16 protein-coding genes are annotated in these 16,254 nt (G+C 70.3%); 7 read left to right on the top strand and 9 right to left on the bottom strand.

The genetic code is table 11. The features are described from left to right. Positions 1 to 30: 30 nt before the first annotated feature. Positions 31 to 696: a TetR/AcrR family transcriptional regulator gene (locus ACIRRY_RS29410; RefSeq protein WP_403978170.1), complete on the top strand. Its 666-nt coding sequence runs from the start codon at positions 31 to 33 to the stop codon at positions 694 to 696. A gap of 27 nt (positions 697 to 723) precedes the next feature. On the opposite strand, the gene ACIRRY_RS29405 is transcribed toward ACIRRY_RS29410, so the two are convergent. The 3 genes from ACIRRY_RS29405 to ACIRRY_RS29395 are packed head-to-tail and all read right to left on the bottom strand — an operon-like array spanning position 724 to position 3,439. Continuing rightward, positions 724 to 1,482, bottom strand: a complete 759-nt coding sequence (locus tag ACIRRY_RS29405) for an SDR family NAD(P)-dependent oxidoreductase (RefSeq protein ID WP_403978167.1) — start codon at positions 1,480 to 1,482, stop codon at positions 724 to 726. Positions 1,483 to 1,531: 49 nt separating this feature from the next. Beyond that, entirely contained in the window at positions 1,532 to 2,296 is a 765-nt protein-coding gene (locus ACIRRY_RS29400; RefSeq protein WP_403978164.1) for an SDR family NAD(P)-dependent oxidoreductase, read from the bottom strand. Between the two features lie 18 nt (positions 2,297 to 2,314). After that, a complete protein-coding gene (locus ACIRRY_RS29395) occupies positions 2,315 to 3,439 on the bottom strand; it encodes an acyl-CoA dehydrogenase family protein (RefSeq protein WP_403978161.1) in 1,125 nt (374 codons plus the stop codon). A gap of 130 nt (positions 3,440 to 3,569) precedes the next feature. On the opposite strand from ACIRRY_RS29395, the gene ACIRRY_RS29390 reads away from it, so the two are divergent. Further along, positions 3,570 to 4,742, top strand: a complete 1,173-nt coding sequence (locus ACIRRY_RS29390) for a thiolase family protein (protein WP_403978158.1) — start codon at positions 3,570 to 3,572, stop codon at positions 4,740 to 4,742. A 40-nt stretch (positions 4,743 to 4,782) separates the two neighbouring features. On the opposite strand, the gene ACIRRY_RS29385 is transcribed toward ACIRRY_RS29390, so the two are convergent. Continuing rightward, positions 4,783 to 6,261, bottom strand: a complete 1,479-nt coding sequence (locus tag ACIRRY_RS29385) for an aldehyde dehydrogenase family protein (RefSeq protein WP_403978155.1) — start codon at positions 6,259 to 6,261, stop codon at positions 4,783 to 4,785. Between the two features lie 188 nt (positions 6,262 to 6,449). Here ACIRRY_RS29385 and ACIRRY_RS29380 point away from each other — a divergent pair, with 188 nt between their 5' ends. Continuing rightward, positions 6,450 to 7,709 (top strand): amidohydrolase family protein, encoded by a 1,260-nt coding sequence (locus ACIRRY_RS29380; RefSeq protein WP_403978152.1) that lies wholly within the window; start codon positions 6,450 to 6,452, stop codon positions 7,707 to 7,709. 80 nt (positions 7,710 to 7,789) lie between these two features. On the opposite strand, the gene ACIRRY_RS29375 is transcribed toward ACIRRY_RS29380, so the two are convergent. Both ACIRRY_RS29375 and ACIRRY_RS29370 read right to left on the bottom strand, forming a co-directional pair. Continuing rightward, positions 7,790 to 8,794 carry an LLM class flavin-dependent oxidoreductase gene (locus ACIRRY_RS29375; RefSeq protein WP_403978149.1) on the bottom strand — a complete coding sequence of 335 codons (1,005 nt, stop codon included), beginning with the start codon at positions 8,792 to 8,794 and terminating at the stop codon, positions 7,790 to 7,792. Positions 8,795 to 8,857: 63 nt separating this feature from the next. Beyond that, entirely contained in the window at positions 8,858 to 9,631 is a 774-nt protein-coding gene (locus ACIRRY_RS29370; protein WP_403978146.1) for an enoyl-CoA hydratase/isomerase family protein, read from the bottom strand. Positions 9,632 to 9,735: 104 nt separating this feature from the next. On the opposite strand from ACIRRY_RS29370, the gene ACIRRY_RS29365 reads away from it, so the two are divergent. The 3 genes from ACIRRY_RS29365 to ACIRRY_RS29355 are packed head-to-tail and all read left to right on the top strand — an operon-like array spanning position 9,736 to position 12,606. Then, complete coding sequence (locus tag ACIRRY_RS29365; protein ID WP_403978143.1) at positions 9,736 to 10,044, top strand: hypothetical protein; 309 nt, start codon at positions 9,736 to 9,738, stop codon at positions 10,042 to 10,044. Positions 10,045 to 10,063: 19 nt separating this feature from the next. After that, on the top strand, positions 10,064 to 11,578 hold the full coding sequence (locus ACIRRY_RS29360) for a class I adenylate-forming enzyme family protein (RefSeq protein ID WP_403978141.1): 1,515 nt from the start codon (positions 10,064 to 10,066) through the stop codon (positions 11,576 to 11,578). Next, on the top strand, positions 11,575 to 12,606 hold the full coding sequence (locus ACIRRY_RS29355; protein ID WP_403978139.1) for a phosphotransferase family protein: 1,032 nt from the start codon (positions 11,575 to 11,577) through the stop codon (positions 12,604 to 12,606). Before ACIRRY_RS29360 ends, ACIRRY_RS29355 begins: the two co-directional genes overlap by 4 nt. A 13-nt stretch (positions 12,607 to 12,619) precedes the next feature. Here ACIRRY_RS29355 and ACIRRY_RS29350 read toward each other — a convergent pair whose 3' ends face one another. Next, positions 12,620 to 13,234, bottom strand: coding sequence for a TetR/AcrR family transcriptional regulator (locus ACIRRY_RS29350; RefSeq protein ID WP_403978137.1), 615 nt, complete (start codon positions 13,232 to 13,234; stop codon positions 12,620 to 12,622). A 112-nt stretch (positions 13,235 to 13,346) separates the two neighbouring features. On the opposite strand from ACIRRY_RS29350, the gene ACIRRY_RS29345 reads away from it, so the two are divergent. Continuing rightward, positions 13,347 to 14,102 (top strand): SDR family NAD(P)-dependent oxidoreductase, encoded by a 756-nt coding sequence (locus ACIRRY_RS29345; protein WP_403978134.1) that lies wholly within the window; start codon positions 13,347 to 13,349, stop codon positions 14,100 to 14,102. 4 nt (positions 14,103 to 14,106) lie between these two features. On the opposite strand, the gene ACIRRY_RS29340 is transcribed toward ACIRRY_RS29345, so the two are convergent. Together ACIRRY_RS29340 and ACIRRY_RS29335 are read right to left on the bottom strand one after the other, a co-directional pair. Continuing rightward, positions 14,107 to 14,886 (bottom strand): SDR family NAD(P)-dependent oxidoreductase, encoded by a 780-nt coding sequence (locus ACIRRY_RS29340; RefSeq protein WP_403978132.1) that lies wholly within the window; start codon positions 14,884 to 14,886, stop codon positions 14,107 to 14,109. After that, a complete protein-coding gene (locus tag ACIRRY_RS29335) occupies positions 14,883 to 16,202 on the bottom strand; it encodes an acyl-CoA dehydrogenase family protein (protein WP_403978129.1) in 1,320 nt (439 codons plus the stop codon). Before ACIRRY_RS29335 ends, ACIRRY_RS29340 begins: the two co-directional genes overlap by 4 nt. Between the last annotated feature and the right edge of the window lie 52 nt (positions 16,203 to 16,254).

Raw genomic sequence — 16,254 nt, 5'->3', positions numbered from 1 at the left:
CGACACCATCCGGAAGGCGGGACGACTGACATGGCGGAGCCCGCTGAACCCGGCAGGCCGCCACTGCGGCGCGATGCCGAGCTGAATCGCCGCCGTCTCATGGTCGCCGCCCGCGAGGTGTTCCGCGACCGGGGCCTCGCCGCGACCCTCGACGACGTCGCCCGTCACGCGGGGCTCGGTGTGGGGACGGCCTACCGGCACTTCGCCAACAAGGAAGAGCTGGTCGACGCGGTCTTCGAGGACATGATCGACCAGGTCGAGGCGTCCGCCCGGGAAGCCGCCGCCGACCCCGACCCGTGGCACGGGCTGGCGTCCAGCCTGGAGAAGGTGTGCGAACTCCAGGCGCACGACCGGGGGTTGCGCGAGGTCATGCTCGGCACCGGCAAGGCCGCCCAGCGACACGCCCTCGTCGACCGGCGGATCAGGCCCCTGGTCGATCCGCTGATCGCCCGCGCCAAGGAACAGGGCGCGCTGCGGGCCGACGTCGAGCCCCTGGACCTTCCGATGATCCAGCTCATGGTCGCGGCGATCGCCGACCGGACCGGGGTGCCCGACCTGTGGCGGCGCTACCTGCGCCTGCTGCTGGACGGCATGCGCACCCAGCCGCAGGGAGCCGAACTCCTGCCCCCGCGCACGGAGTTCCGCGGTTTCGGACCGGGCATGTTCCCCGCGGCGAAGAGCCCGATCCGACCCTGAAGCCGGCCGGTGTCGCCGACGGTGACTCTAGACGGAGAGCGCGAACCCGCCCGTCACCCGCAACGTCTCACCCGTGATGAACGACGCCTTCGACGAGACCAGATACAACAGCGCCTCGACGATGTCCCGTTCCTCGCCCTCCCGTTGGAGGATCTGCTCGCCCAACACCCGCTTCGCCTCGGCCTCGGACAGCTCCGCGCGGACGGTGTCCGTGAAGATCAGTCCCGGGGCGATCGCGTTGACGCGGATGCCGTCGGCGGCGAACTCGCGAGCGAAGGACACGGTCAGTCCGCGCACGGCGAGTTTGGAGACGCCGTAGATGCTGCGGTTCGCGTAGGCCGCCGACGAGGAGATGTTGACGATGGCGGCACCGGCGCGCCCCCGCATGGCCTGCTGTGCGGCGAGTGAGCAGATGACGACGCCCATGACGTTCACGTCGAGCACGCGCCGCACGTTGGCGAGGCCGAGTTCGGTGAACGGTCGGTTGTAAGCGGCGTGCAGGCCCGCGTTGTTGACCAGGATGTCGAGACCACCGTGTCGTTCGACGACCTCGCCGATGACCGCCTCGACCGCGCTCTCGTCGGCGACGTCACAGGCCACGCCCGTCACGCTGCCGCCCGCGGCGGTGAGTTCGGCGGCGGCGGCCCGCGCCGCGTCCCCGTCGATGTCCGCGAGCACGGCATGCGCGCCCCGCGCCGACAACGCGGCGCCGAAGGCCTTCCCGAACCCGCGCCCGCCCCCGGTGATGAACGCGACCTTGCCCTGGTGCTCGTCGTGCTCCGGCATTACGGCTGCTCCCGTCGTCGTCCTGGCTTCAACCGGCCCCCGGAACCGGTCACTTGGGACCGAACCGCTGTCCCGCGTCGAGCCGCAGGCACTGGCCGTTCAACATGGGGTTGTCCACGATGGCGAGCGCGAGCTTGGCGTACTCCTCCGGGCGGCCGAGCCGTTTGGGGAACGCCGCGTCCTTGACCAGGACCGCCCGCGCCTCGTCCGGGATCTTCTCGACGGCACCCGTGTCGAACAGGCTGGGCGCGATGGCCAGCACCCGGATGCCGAGCGAACCGAGGTCCCGCGCCATGGTGAGGCTCATCGCGGCGATGGCGGCCTTGGCGGCGCCGTAGGCGACCTGGCCGATCTGCCCCTCGAAGGCGGCGATCGACGAGGTGTTGATGATGACACCGCGTTCGCCGTCGGGCTCCTCGGGCTCGTTGCGGCTCATGTGCGCGGCAACGAGCCGGCTGATGTTGAAGGTCGCGACGGCGTTGAGGTCGAGGACGCGGCGGAAGGTGTCGAGGTCGTGCGGCCCGCCCCGGCCGAGCGTCCGTTTCGCCGTACCGCCACCGGCAGTCGTGATCGAGACATGCAGCCCGCCGAGCGACTCGACGGCCGCCGCCAGCGCACTCTCCGTCGCCTCGAAGTCCGTGACGTCCACCGGCTCGAACCGCCCGCCCAGCGCCGCGGCGACCTCCGCACCGGCCGACGCGGGACGGTCGAGTACGACGACGTCGGCACCGCGCGCCGCGAGCAACTCGGCGCTGGCCCGGCCCATTCCGGAGGCGCCGCCGAACACCACGGCCTTCCTGCCCTTGATCTCCATCGGTCGATTCCCTTTCGCTCAGGCGGACTTGATCGACCGCTGAAGGAGGGTGCAGAGCCGGTCCCGGTGGACGGCCGTGTCCCCGTACAGCACCCGGTCGGCCCTGGCCCGGCGCAGGTGGAGGTGCAGGTCGTGCTCCCAGGTGAAGCCGATGCCACCGTGCAACTGCAGTGCGCGCGCGCCGACTTCACCGGTGCCGGCCGTGGCGTAGGAGGCGGCGGCACAGGCGGCCCGGGCGGTGTCGTCGACGCCCGCGTCGGCGGCCATCGCCGCGTAGTACGTCGCGGCGCGGGTGCCGTGCACGATCAGCGCCATGTCCGCGCAGGCGTGCTTGACGGCCTGGAAACCGCCGATCGGCCGCCCGAACTGCACCCGGCTCTTGGTGTGTTCGACGGTCAGCTCCAGCATCCGCTCCATCACACCGAGCGCGTCGGCGCACCGCAGGACGGACGCCTCGTCGAGCAGGGCCTGGATGTCGGCCGGCCCACCGTCGAGCCGCGCGTCGAGCGGGACGCGTACGGCGGCCAGGCGGACCTCGTGGAAGGCGCGGGTCGGATCCAGGACGCGCTGCCGCCGGACGGTGACTCCGGGCGCCGCGCGGTCGACGAGGAAGAACGCCGGTACGCCGTCGTGGAGCGCGGTGACCAGCAGCCGGCTGGCGCCCCCCGCATCCTGCACCACGGTCTTGACCCCGTCCAGGACGACCTCGTCCCCGTCGGTGCGCGCGGAGGCGTGGATTCCGTCCAGCGTCCAAGGGGAGTGCGGTTCGGCGAACGCCCAGGTCGCCCAGCCGTCTCCGGCGGCGAGCGCGGGCAGCACCTCGGAGCGCAGCCGCTCGGAACCGCCGTAGGCGATCGCACGGCCGACGAGTGCTGTCGGCAGGAAGGGGCCCCGGCCGAGTGCGCGCCCGATCTCCTCGGCTACCAGGGCTAGTTCGACCAGTCCCTGGCCGGATCCGCCGTACTCCTCGGGCAGAGCCAGGCCGGGCCAGCCGAGGTCGGACGTCAGCCGCCACAGCTCGGGGTCGACGTCCTCGGAGCGGTCCATCGACGCCCGTACGAGGGCGATCGGGGCCCGGTCGGACAGCAGGGCGCGCGAGGCCTCGCGCAGCATGGCCTGCTCCTCGCTGAGCTCGAAGTTCACCAGCCACCACCCGGTCCAGAGCAGATCGATACGGTGAAGAAGGTATCCTCTTTTCGGGTGCTGGTCGAGATCCAGGGTCACTTCAAGGCGTTCTTCCGCCCTTATCGCAGAGTTGAGTATCATCAATTGCATGACTGATGCCGTTCTGCTCGCCGCCTGCCGCACCGCGATCGGTACCGCTCGCCGGGGCACGCTGCGGGACACCAGCGCCTTCGACCTCGCCACCGTCGTCGTACGCGAGGCGGTGCGGCGCTCCGGGCTGCCGCTCGACCTGATCGACGACGTCGTGCTCGGCGAGACCCTGGCCGGAGGCGGGGACATCGCCCGCTACGCCGCGATCGAAGCGGGGCTGACCCATGTGCCGGGACTCGCGCACAACCGGCACTGCGCCTCGGGGCTGGCCAGTGTGGCGACCGCCGCCGCTGGCGTGCTCGCCGGCATGGACCGCGCGGTCGTCGCCGGCGGGACGCAGTCCACGTCGACCGCTCCAGTGGAACGGCGCCGGATTCCGGGCACCGACGACTGGCAGGACGGCTGGCGGTCGCCCTCGCACGTCCCGACCCGCGAGGCACCCAACGACGACATGGCGACCCTCGTCGGCTGGAACACGGCCCGGCTGACCGGCATCTCCCGTGCGGAGATGGACAGTTGGTCGCTGCGCTCGCACCGGCGGGCCGTGCGGGCGATCGACGAGGGACGGTTCGCCGACGAGATCGTCCCGGTGGAGGTCGTCGACCGCGACGGGGTCAAGCTCGTGTTCGACACCGACGAACACCCGCGCCGCGACACCAGCATCGAGAAGCTCGCGGCACTGAAGGTGCTGCGCCCCGACATCGAGGGCTACTCCATCACCGCGGGCAACTCCAGTGGGGTGAACGACGGTTCGGCCGCGGTCGTGGTCGCCTCCTCCGAGATCGCCGCCCGGCACGGGCTCACCCCGCTCGCCACCGTACGGTCCTGGGCGAGCGTCGGCGTCGATCCCGTCGAGACCGGACTGGCCCCGATCGCCGCCATCCGCAAGGCACTTGACCGGGCCGGACTGCGGATCGAGGACGTCGACCTGTTCGAGGTCAACGAGGCCTTCGCCGCGGTCGCCGTCGCCACCACCCGTGAACTGGGCCTCGACCCCGAGCGGGTCAACCCCTTCGGCAGCGGGTGCAGCCTCGGGCACCCGATCGCGGCCACCGGCGCGCGCATGGTCGTCACCCTCGCGCACGAGCTGCGCCGCCGTGGCGGGGGCACGGCGGTCGCGGCCATGTGCGCGGGCGGCGGCATGGGATCGGCGATGGTGCTCACCGTGTGACGCGGCGACGGTGCGCACCGTCTGACGCGCGGCCCACCGGTCAGCGGGCCGCCCAGCTCACCGTCTTCGTCTGCAGATACTCGTCGAGCCCGAACTCGCCCCACTCCCGGCCGAGTCCGCTCTGCTTGTAGCCGCCGAACGCGGACCGCGGGCTCACCCCGGCACTGCCACCGTTGATCGTGACACCACCGGTCCGCAGCCGGGTCGCCATCTCGTACGCGGCCACCGTGTCCGCGCTCCAGACCGCGCCGCCGAGACCGTACTGGCTGTCGTTGGCGATGTGTACCGCCTCCTCGTCGCTGCGGAACGGGATGACGACACCGACCGGCCCGAAGAACTCCGTCCGGGCGACGGTCATCGCGTTGTCCACGGCGGCGAAGAGCGTCGGCTCCAGGAAGTAGCCCTTGTCGAGACCGGCCGGGCGCTTGCCGCCGCAGACGATGCGCGCGCCCTCCTCCTCGCCGACCCGGATCAGCTTCTCGACCTTCGCCCGCTGCGCCTCGCTGATGAGTGGCCCCATTGTGGTGGCCGCGTCGGCGGGATCGCCCACCCGGACCCCGGCGAGAGCCGCGCTCAGCCGGTCGACGAACTCGTCGTGGACGGACTCGTGCACGAGCGTACGGGTCAGCAGTGAACAGCCCTGTCCCGCATGGGTGGTCATCCCCGACAGCGCGGAACGCACGGCGCCGACGAGATCGCCGTCGGCCCGCACGATGTTGGCCGACTTGCCGCCCAGCTCCAGGACGACCTTCTTCATGGAGGCCGCTGCCTGGGCGTACACCATGCGGCCCACCGTGTCCGACCCGGTGAAGCTGACGAGGTCCACCATCGGGTGCGTGGTCAGCTCCCGGCCGGCCTCGACGTCGCCGGTCACGATGTTCAGCACCCCCGGCGGCAGCCCGGCCGCGTCCGCGAAGTCACCCAGCAGCAGCGAGTCGAGGGGGGTCTGGGGCGCCGGTTTGAGTACGACGGTGCAACCCGCGGCGAGCGCCGGGATCACCTTCATCATGCTGAGGAAGAAGGGGAAGTTGTACGCCGAGATCAGCGCGCACACCCCGAACGCCTCGCGGCGCAGCACCCCTTGGAAGATGCCGACGCCCGGCGCGACCGTCGGATCCAGCGGACGCTCCCACGCGAAGCCGGGAATCACCCGCTCCGCCATGTCCCGCAGATGGGCCACCGGCACCCGGGTCTGCAGGCTCTCCGCCAGCGCGCGCACCGAACCCGCCTCGGCCATGTTCACGGCGACCAGCTCAGGCAGCCGCCGCTCCAGCTCCTCCGCCAGGTGCAGCAGGACCGCGCCCCGCTCGGCGGGCCGCATCCGCGGCCACGGCCCCTCGTCGAAGGCCCGCCGCGCCGCCTCGACCGCCCGCCGTACATCCGCGAGCGAGGAGTCCGGTACCTCCGCGATGGTCTGTTCCGTCGCCGGATTGCGTACGACGATCCGCGCGTCCGACGTGCCGTCGGTGTGCCGTCCGTCGATGTAGAGCCGAGAAGAGAACGAGTACGTCGTCGTCATGAGCCGTCTCCTCATCAAGTGTGTCCCGGGATGAGTGTACTGAATTACAAGGGACGGGTCAGGAGTGTGCGACTTTTATTGACTCGACCGGTCGGTACAGCTAACTTCGCAGATATCTGGGGGTCGGCCTTCTGGCTACGAACGACGGAGTTCGAAGAGAGGTACCGCCTGTGTTCAAGGAATTTGTCGTGTCCGGCGATTCGCACATCATCGAGCCGGTCGATCTGTTCAAGACCCGCCTGCCCAAGGAGCTCCGCGAACGCGCCCTCTGGGAAGAAGAGTTCACCCTGGACGAGCCGATCGTTCCGGGTGGTCACACGGAGTTCAAGAAGCTCCACACCATCGGCTTCGACGGTTGGACCATCTCCAAGTACCGCCAGACCGGCGGGGAGACTCCGGACGGCGATCCCGAGCACATCATCCGGGACATGAACTTCGACGGCGTCGACGCCTCGGTCATGTTCCCCAACCTCTCGCTGTTCGTCCTGTTCACGGACGACCACGAGCTGTCGATGGCCCACGCGCGCGTGTGGAACGACTACCTCGTCGAGAGGTACCTCCCCTACAAGGACCGGCTGCGCCCCACGGCCGCGATCCCGATCACGGACGTCCCCGCTGCCGTGGCCGAGATCGAGCGGATCGCGGGCCTCGGCCTCGGCGCGATCCTGCTCCCCGAGATCCCGCCGCTGCCGTACTACGCCCGCGAGTACGACCCGATCTGGGCCGCCGCCCAGGCGCACGGCCTGCCGGTCTTCATCCACGTGGCCACCGGCGGTGTGAAGGTCAAGGAGCAGGTCTCCGGGACGGCGCAGACCGTCCGGGGTCTGATGACGTCCATGAACATGGGCAAGGGCAACCTGACCGACGACATGGTGGCGGGCCGGACCATGGGTTTCGCGGCCGGCGCCGGTGTGGCCGGCCCGCAGGGCATCATCGCCAGCCTCGTCGGCGGCGGGGTGTGCGAGCGCTTCCCCGACCTGCACTTCAACCTGATCGAGTACACCGCCGGCTGGCTGGTGTCCTTCATGGGCTACATGGACAAGGCCTGGAAGACGGGCACCGGGCAGGACCCCGACTGGTGGCTCGGCTTCTGGGACGACAACCGTCCGGCGACCGAACAGCCCTCCATGGGGCGGCTGTTCGCGATCAACGACAAGTGGCCCTACCCGCTCAAGCCCACCGAGTACGTCCGGCGCCAGATCCATGTGCAGTTCGCGGACGACCCCACGGCGGTCAAGGCACGCCACATCACCGGTCTTTCGACGGTCATGTGGGGCAACGACTACCCGCACGCGGAGGGCACCTTCCGCAGCAGCGCCGAGTGCATCGCCGAGAACTTCGAGGGCGTGAACGACGAGGACCGCGCGGCCATCCTGGGCGGCACCCTGGCCGACGTCGTGCACTTCGACAAGAGCAGGAAACTCGCCCCGGTCACCGAGAGCGCCTGACCATCAAAACGGCGTTTCAGGGCACTGGAACGCGACGACAGCGGCGGGCGGTCCGAGGGTGCCGCCCGCCGCTTCTCCTCTCACGGCGTGGGCAGTTCGCCGATCAGGGCGAGCGCGGCCCGGGCGTACGCGGCCCGGCGCCGATGGCTCACCAGGAAGCTCGGCGGTGCGAAATAGCCGACGTCACGAGGCAGCGAACCGGCGCGACGGGCGAGCATGCCCTTCGCGTCGGCCGTCGTCCCGCACACGGCGATCTCGGTCAGCATCTCGTCGGTGACGGCGGCGGCCATCGCGTCGGTGTCCCCGGTGCGGAACGCCTTGCGGAGCTCTGCCACCGGGCCCTCCCAGCCGTGGTGGGCGACGAACGGGTCGTACGTCTTCACCGTCAGATAGAAGGCGATCATGCGCCGGGCGTCGGCCACGGCACGTTCGGGAGCGGAGTCGTCCACCGCCGTGATGACCCAGCCGTGCTCCAGGGGCGGCTCGGTGCGGCCCGCCGCGACCGTGCCGCGCTCCACCGACGGGCGTACGACGTCGGTCCACCAGGAGCGGGTGAACAGCCCGTGCCCGATGACGCCGTCGGCGACCCGGCCCGCCGTCGCGGCCATCCGCGTGTTGAACGCGGCGAGCAGGACGGGGATGTCGAGCCGGCCGAGCACGGGCGCGCGGACGTCGGCGTCGATCGAGTGGAACTCGCCGGAGTAGTGGACCTTCTCGCCGTTCTCCGCGTGCAGCCAGGCGCGGACGGCGCCGACGGTGTCCGCGATCCGGTCCACCGGGCGGTCGGCGGGTACGTCGAGCCAGTCGCGGTTGATACGGAACGCGGCGCTGCCCAGACCCAGGAAGAGCCGTCCCGGTGCCTGGGCATGGAGTTGGCGCAGCGCGGTGGCGTGCGCGTACGGGGTGCGGGCGAAGGCGTAGGCGATGGCGGGCCCAGCCAGGGCGCGCTCGGAGTTCGCGACGATCTCGGCGAGGGTGAGGTAGGCGTCATGGTCGACGAACTCGCCGGCGCAGAAGGCACCCGCACCGGCCTCCTCGGCCTCGTGCGCCACCTCACGGCCCGGCCAGGGCATGCCGAACTGCATCAGAGCCAGCCCTCCGTAGAAGCTCGTAAAAAAGGATACTGTTTTAGGGAGGGTAGGGGAGTGTCAACGCAGTGTCCACCGTCCTCGGGGTACCGCCGAGCGGTCCACCTCCGCTTTTCCGATCGGGTTGCCGATCTGGGTGTACGACAGTCCGGTACGCAGGGCCTGGGTGCGGGTCGCGTCCAGGGACTCCCAGATCGCGCGGACCGTGCCCTGGATCGCGGCCGGCGGTTTGGCGGCGATGATGCGCGCGATCTCGTCCGCCCGGTCCCAGAGTCGGTCACCCGGCAACACCTCGCTGACCAGGCCGATTTGAAGAGCGCGCGCCGCCGAAAGGCGCTCGTCCAGGCCGAGCAGGGCGATCCGCAGGGTCTCGCCGAGCGGGATGCGGCGGGCCAGCCCGATCGGTTCGAGCGCCGCGGTGAGTCCGTAGCTGACGTGCGGGTCGAAGAAGGTCGCGTCGTCCGAACAGATCAGGATGTCGGCCTCGTTGAGCCAGTAGAACGCGCCACCGGCGGCCATCCCGTGCACCGCGCAGACCAGGGGTTTCCACACCTGGTTCAGCTTCGGCGACAGGAACTCCCCGGGATCGGTCTGCGACCAGACATTGGGCTGCCGGTCGATGCCCTCCTTGACGTCCATGCCGGTGCTGAAGGCGCGCTCGCCCGAGCCGCGCAACACCATGACGTGCACGTCGTCGTCGGTCTTGACCCGGTCCCAGATCGCGGAGAAGTCGTCCAGCATCTGTTGGTTGAAGCTGTTCATGGCCTGCGGCCGGTTCAGCGTGATCGTGGCGACATGGTCGGTCACCTCGAACAGGACGGTCTTGAGTTCCATCCGTCGACTCCGTTCCTCATCTCGACGTGATCGAGGTAAGTAGTATACTTTTTTCTGGTCTTTGAGCGCCCGGAACGGGAACAAGATCCGCGGAGGAACCTGCGATGAGGCCACGAGTGGGACAGATGTTCGCCAGCACGGTGGACACCACGGCGGTGATCGTCGTCCGCAGCCCCGACAGCGAGGTGGACATCACCTGCGGCGGCGCCGCCATGATCGAGGGCACCGCACCGGGTGCCGTCACCGGCACCCCCGACCCGGACCGGATGGGCGGTTCACTGCTCGGCAAGCGCTACGCCGACGAGGACCTCGGCCTCGAACTCCTCTGCACGAAACAGGGACAGGGCACCCTCGCCGTGAACGGCGTGCCCCTGCCGGTGAAGAGCGCCAAGCCGCTACCGGCCTCGGACTGAGAAGGCGGGTGGTGCGCCGATGAACGTGTCGATGATCCTGGACATGGCGGCCGAGGGCTTCGGCGACCGGGTCGTGATCGGCCGCGCACAGGACGGGCTCACCCCCGTACGACTGCGCGAACTCGCCGCCGGTGGAGCTGAGTTGATCTCCAAGGCCGGCGCCGACGCGATCGTGTACCTGGCCACGAACGGACCCGCCTTCGCCGTCGCCCAGTTCGCCGCGGCCCACGCCGGGGTGCCGCTGGTTCCGGTCAACTACCGCCTGGGCGAAGAGCAGTTGGCCGCCCTCCTCGCGAACCACCCGCACGCCCTGGCCATCGCCGCCCCCGGCCAGGACGAGGCACCGCGCCGGGCCGGGCTCCAGGTCCGCAGCCCGGCCGAGTGGCTCACGGAGGCGACCGCGAACACCGGCGCCGCCACCGAACCGGCACCGGCGCCCGACACCCCCGCCGTCCTGATCTACACCAGCGGAACCACCTCGGCCCCCAAGGGCGTGCTCCTGCGCCACCACAACCTGGTGTCGTATGTGCTCGGCACAGTGGAGTTCGCCGCGGCGGACCCCACCGAAGCCGCGCTGATGAGTGTGCCGCCCTACCACATAGCCGCCGTCTCCAATGTGCTGACGAACCTCTATGCCGGGCGACGCACCCTCACCCTCGACCAGTTCACCCCGGAGAGCTGGCTCGGCCTCGTCCGGGAGCAGCGGATCACGCACGCGATGGTCGTGCCGACGATGCTCGCCCGGATCATGGACACGGCAGGGCTGGACCGTTCCGTGCCCTCCATGCGGTCGCTCGCCTACGGGGGCGCCAGGATGCCGGTGCGGGTGATCGAGACGGCACTGCGCGCCTGGCCGGAGGTGGACTTCGTCAACGCCTATGGCCTGACCGAGACTTCGTCCACCGTCTCGGTGCTGGGCCCGGCCGAACACCGGGCGGCGATCGCGAGCGAGGACCCGGCGACAAGGGCCCGGCTCGGCTCGGCCGGACTGCCGGTGCCGGGCATCCAGATAGAGGTCCGGGACGTCACCGGGGAACCTCTCGGCGCGGGGGAGACCGGGCAGATCTGGGTGCGCGGCGAGCAGGTCTCGGGGGAGTACGCCGGACAGGGCTCCGCCGTCGATGAGGAGGGCTTCTTCCACACCCGCGACCGGGGCCGCCTCGACGCCGACGGCTATCTCCACATCGAGGGCAGGGCCGACGACACGATCATCCGCGGCGCGGAGAACATCGCCCCCGCCGAGATAGAGGATGTTCTGCTGCGGCACCCGGACGTGCTCGACGCCGTCGTCGTCGGCGTCCCCGACGAGGAGTGGGGCCAGCGCATCGAGGCCGTCGTCGTACCCCGCGACGGCGCGGAGGTCGACGCCGGGGCACTGCGCGCGGCCGTACGCGGCACCCTGCGGGGCTCGAAGACCCCGGACCGCATCACGTACTGGACCGAACTCCCGCGCACGGTGACCGGCAAACTGGTGCGCCGCGACATCGTGGCGGCACTGACCGCACCCGAGAACGGGACGAAGGGGCAGCCATGAGCGTCGCCACCAACAGCCCGGCGCTGCTACGGGAGTTGACCGACCGCACGGCAGCCGTCGTCGGCGACTGGACACCCGGCGTCACCGTCGACGGCGTCGAACCCCTCACCGGCGGCACGTCGAGCCTGACGTACGTCGCCGCTCTGTCGGGTGTCCCCGCCGGGTACGAACGTGTCGTCCTCAAGGTGGCACCGCCCGGCCTGCCCCCGGTCCGCAACCGGGACGTGCTGCGCCAGGCACGGCTCATGGCCGCCCTGGCCGGACAGCCCGGCGTACGCGTACCGAAGGTGCTGTTCTCCGACGCGGGCGCGCCTCCGGCCGTCCAGCCTTTCGTGGCCATGGAGTTGGTGCCGGGGGAGTGTGTCGAACCGGTGCTGCTGCCGCGCGGCACACTCGCCGCGGGGGAGGTGCGGAGTCGTGCCCTGGACGCGGCCCGCATGCTGGCCGCCCTGCACCGGGTGACGCCGGCGCGTACGGCGCTCGCGGCCGAGCCCGTGGTGACGCTCACCGGGGAGATCGACCGGTGGACCCGGGCGTTCGGCACCGTCTCCGACGACCTGCGCACCGGCTACGAGGTGGTCGCCGAGCGGCTGCACGCGACCGTACCGGCCGCGATGACACCGGTGTTCACCCACGGCGACTACCGGCTCGGCAACACGCTGTGCGCGGACGGCGCGGTCACGGCCATCATCGACTGGGAGATCTGGTCGCTCGGCGATCCCCGCGTCGACATGACCTGGCTGACCTTCTTCACCGACGAGGCCCGCCATCCGGCCTCCGTGTCGGACGAGCCCACCGGCATGCCCGCCAAGGCCGAACTGGTCGACGCCTACGAGGAGTTGCGCGGCGAACCGCTGCGGGACCTGCCGTGGTTCGAGGCGCTCACCAAGTACAAGGAGTCCGCCGCGACCGCGCTGTTGATCAAACGGGGCCGTAAATCAGGGCAGTTGAACGCCATGCATCAGCGGATGCTGCCCGCGCTGCCGGTGTTGCTGGACGAGGCGATGGAGCTGCTGGGCGCGGCGTGATGCTCCGGGCCGGTCAGCGGGTCGGTACAGACGCGGTCGGCGCCTGGAGTTGACGGATCCCCAGATCGAGGGCCGCTTCGAGGTGGGCGACCGAGCCGGTGGACATCATGATCAGGACGCCACCCTGGATACCGGCCAGCAGGGCGGCCGCGGTGCGGTCGGCGTCGAGGTCGGCGGGAATCTCGTGCTGGTCCTGCATGGCCCGGATGCCGACGGCGATCTTGTCCTGCCACGCGGCGACGAGCTGCCGGGTGACGGCCTGCGCGCCGGGTGTGGCCGGGGTCAGCTGGGACATGAGCGCGTTGAGCGGGCACTGCTGCCCCTGCCGGCGATAGCGGTCGACGACCGCGTCCCGCCAGTCGTGCCAGGCCCGCCACGAGGTGAGCGCGCCGAGGTGGGGCTGCTGGTCGGACAGGACGCGGTCCGCCTCGTGCTGGGCCACGGCGAGCAGCAGCTCCTCCTTGCCGCCCGGGAAGTAGTGGAAGAGCTGGCTCTTGCTGCTGGCCGTACGGGCGCGGATGTCGTCCAGGGTCGTCTCCGTCACGCCGCGTGCGCGGAGCTCCGCCGCGGCTCCTTCGACGATGCGTTGCCGGGTGGCGGCGCCCTTCGGTGTCAGTCGTGGTGCCATGCCCTCACTGTGCCACTTTCTGGACTTGCGGGTCCATTTTCTGAGTGGCAGCTTTGCCGTTCCCAGCCGGTGGGATCAGCTTCCGGCGGGTCGGATTCGGAAGGCACAGCTCATGACCAAGCGTCTTGCCGGGCGGAAAGCCCTGGTCACCGGTTCCACCAACGGGATCGGCGTCGCCATCGCGGTGGCCCTTGCCGCCGAGGGAGCCCTCGTCGTCGTCAGCGGACGCGACGAGCGGCGTGGCGCCGAGGTGGTGGCCCGTATCGAGAAGGACGGCGGTGCGGCGACTTTCGTCACGGCGGATCTGTCCGCGGGTGCCGAGGTGATCGACCGCTTCGCCACCGAGGCGATCACCGCGGCCGGCGGCCGCATCGACGTGCTCGTCAACAACGCGGCACTCCTGCTCTCGCCCACCCCCACCGCCGAGGTCACGCAGGAGACCATCGACGAGGCGCTGGCCGTGAGCGTGCGGTCGGTGTTCCTGCTCACCGGCCTGCTGGTGCCGCCCATGGTCGAGCGCGGCCAGGGCGCCGTGGTCAACCTCGGATCCATCAACGGCATGCGGGGCATGGGACATTCGGCGCTCTACAGCATGACCAAAGCCGCCGTGCACTCGCTCACCGCGTCATGGGCCGCGGAGTACGGACCGCACGGCGTCCGGGTCAACACGGTTGCTCCCGGCCCCACTTCGACCGAGAAGGTGGCGTCGAAGGAGGAGCGGCTGGTCCCGATCATCGCGCGCATGCCCTCGGGCCGCGCCGGCACTCCGGCCGAGGTGGCCTCCGCCGTCGTGTTCCTCGCGAGCGACGAGGCGTCCCAGATCCACGGCGCCACCCTCACCGTCGACGGCGGATTCACAGCGGTGTAGGTGGTCAGTACAGCCCGCCGTCCACCCTGATGAGTGCCCCCGTCGTATAGCTCGACGCGTCGCTCGCCAGATACAACGCGGTACTGACGATCTCCTCGGGCTGCCCCGGACGCCCGATCGCGCTGCGCGTCGTCTCGCGCTTCTCCTCGGCCCACGACTTGGAGATGTCGGTGAGGAACGGCCCGGCCGAGATCGTGTTGACGCGCACCTTCGGGCCGTACTCCAAGGCGAAGACCGTAGTGAGTGCGTTGAGTGCGGCCTTGGCACCGGCGTACGGGCCGAAGCGGGGCTGGGGCATGAGAGCACCGGAGGACGAGACGTTGATGATCGAGCCCCCGGTGCCCGAGTCGGCCATCCGCTGCCCGATCAACGAGGCGAGCCGGAACGGGCCTTTGAAGTTGACGCCGATCACCTTGTCGAACAACTCCTCGCTCGTCTCGGCGGAGGAGGGGGCCAACGGGGACATGCCGGCGTTGTTGACGAGGACGTCGACCTTCCCGAACTCCTCGTAGGCCGCGTCGGCGAGCCGGGCCAGGTCGTCCCAGTGCCCGACGTGCGCGGCGACCGGCAGGGCCCGGCGACCCAGGTCACGAACCTCGTCCGCCACGGCCTGACACGCGGCGAGTTTGCGGCTGGCGATGACGATGTCGGCGCCCGCTGTCGCGAAGGCGCGCACCATCGCGAGGCCCAGGCCGCGGCTGCCGCCGGTGACGAGCGCGACCTTGCCGGAGAGGTCGAACAGGTCGGCCGGAGCAAGGGACTTGGTGTCGCGCTCGGCGCTCATGCGTCGACCCGGCCGGTGAGGCTGTCGTCCTCGATGACGTGGGCGTACCGCTTGCGGGCGGCCTCCAGCTTCGGCGGGATGTGCTCGCTGGGGAACAGGCCCTCCGCCGGGCGGCGGTTCTTCAGGAGCTGCTTGGCGATCGTGGTGCGGTGCACCTCGGTGGGGCCGTCGGCGAGCGCGAGGTTCGGTGCCGCCATCCACCATTTGGCGAGCGGGAGTTCATTGGTGGTGCCGAGCGAGCCGTGGACGTGCAGGGCTCGCTGGATGACGTCGTGCAGCACCTTCGAGGTCTGCACCTTGCACATCGCGATCTGGGTCCGGGCCGCGCCGTGCGGCTGGGTGTCGATGATCCAGGCGGTGTGCAGCACCAGCAACCGGAACTGCTGGAGCTCCACCCAGGAGTCCGCGATGAACTGCTGCACGGCCTGCTTCTCGGCGAGAAGAGTGCCCTGAGTACGCCGGGACACCGCACGCTCGCACATCATGTCGAAGGCCCGCGTGCACTTGCCGACGGTACGCATCGCGTGATGCACCCGGCCCCCGCCGAGCCGGGCCTGGGCGACCTTGAAGCCCTCACCGGGGCCGCCGAGCATGGCGTCGAGCGGGACCCGCACCTGGTCGTAGCGGATATAGGCGTGGATGCCCTCGTCGAGGGAGTCGCGCTCGTCCATCGTGCCGACGTTGCGCTTGATCTCGATGCCGGGGGTCTCGGCCGGGACGATGAACATCGACATACGGGCGTGCGGCGCGGCCTCGGGATCGGTGACGGCCATGACGATGAGGAAGGCCGCGTACCGGGCGTTGGAGGAGAACCACTTCTCGCCGTCGATCACCCACTCGTCCCCGTCGCGCCGGGCCCGGCACACGAACTCCTTGGGATCGGCTCCGGCCTGCGGTTCCGTCATCGAGAAGGTGGAGACGATGTCGCCGTCGAGGAGGGGCTGAAGGTAGCGCGCCTTCTGCTCCTCGGTGCCGAACATGGCCAGGATCTCGGCGTTTCCGGTGTCCGGGGCAGCGGTGCCGAAGACCGTCGGGGCCCAGTAGGAGCGGCCGAGGATCTCGTTGAGATAGGCGAGCTTCACCTGGCCGTAGCCCGCTCCGCCGAGTTCGGCGCCGAGATGGCAGGCCCACAGACCCTGGGCGCGGACCTGGTCCTGGAGCGGCTTGAGGATCGCGCGCGCCTTCTCGTTGCGCGTGTCGTACGGGTCGCCGCCGTGCGGGAACAGGAGGTCGAGCGGTTCGACCTCCTCCCGTACGAAGGCCGCCGCCCAGTCCAGTTTGGCCTGGAATTCGGGTTCGACAGAGAAGTCCAGCATCGGCCCTCCGGAAGGTGCGGGTCGGTCGGTGACAGCAAAACAGTATACTTTT

The sequence above is a fragment of the Streptomyces sp. NPDC101776 genome (genome assembly GCF_044766845.1).
Classification (GTDB): Bacteria; Actinomycetota; Actinomycetes; order Streptomycetales; family Streptomycetaceae; genus Streptomyces.
The sequence above is the reverse complement of the archived record's forward strand: the minus strand, read 5'-3'. Positions and strand labels throughout refer to the sequence as shown.

Excerpts from the sequence above, each read along its gene's own strand:
- ACIRRY_RS29375 (WP_403978149.1), bottom strand. The coding sequence starts at position 8,794 with ATGCAGTTCGGCATGCCCTGGCCGGGCCGTGAGGTGGCGCACGAGGCC.
- ACIRRY_RS29365 (WP_403978143.1), top strand. The coding sequence starts at position 9,736 with ATGAGGCCACGAGTGGGACAGATGTTCGCCAGCACGGTGGACACCACG.
- ACIRRY_RS29405 (WP_403978167.1), bottom strand. The coding sequence starts at position 1,482 with ATGCCGGAGCACGACGAGCACCAGGGCAAGGTCGCGTTCATCACCGGG.
- ACIRRY_RS29355 (WP_403978139.1), top strand. The coding sequence starts at position 11,575 with ATGAGCGTCGCCACCAACAGCCCGGCGCTGCTACGGGAGTTGACCGAC.
- ACIRRY_RS29410 (WP_403978170.1), top strand. The coding sequence starts at position 31 with ATGGCGGAGCCCGCTGAACCCGGCAGGCCGCCACTGCGGCGCGATGCC.
- ACIRRY_RS29360 (WP_403978141.1), top strand. The coding sequence starts at position 10,064 with ATGAACGTGTCGATGATCCTGGACATGGCGGCCGAGGGCTTCGGCGAC.
- ACIRRY_RS29385 (WP_403978155.1), bottom strand. The coding sequence starts at position 6,261 with ATGACGACGACGTACTCGTTCTCTTCTCGGCTCTACATCGACGGACGG.
- ACIRRY_RS29390 (WP_403978158.1), top strand. The coding sequence starts at position 3,570 with ATGACTGATGCCGTTCTGCTCGCCGCCTGCCGCACCGCGATCGGTACC.
- ACIRRY_RS29370 (WP_403978146.1), bottom strand. The coding sequence starts at position 9,631 with ATGGAACTCAAGACCGTCCTGTTCGAGGTGACCGACCATGTCGCCACG.
- ACIRRY_RS29400 (WP_403978164.1), bottom strand. The coding sequence starts at position 2,296 with ATGGAGATCAAGGGCAGGAAGGCCGTGGTGTTCGGCGGCGCCTCCGGA.
- ACIRRY_RS29340 (WP_403978132.1), bottom strand. The coding sequence starts at position 14,886 with ATGAGCGCCGAGCGCGACACCAAGTCCCTTGCTCCGGCCGACCTGTTC.
- ACIRRY_RS29345 (WP_403978134.1), top strand. The coding sequence starts at position 13,347 with ATGACCAAGCGTCTTGCCGGGCGGAAAGCCCTGGTCACCGGTTCCACC.
- ACIRRY_RS29335 (WP_403978129.1), bottom strand. The coding sequence starts at position 16,202 with ATGCTGGACTTCTCTGTCGAACCCGAATTCCAGGCCAAACTGGACTGG.
- ACIRRY_RS29350 (WP_403978137.1), bottom strand. The coding sequence starts at position 13,234 with ATGGCACCACGACTGACACCGAAGGGCGCCGCCACCCGGCAACGCATC.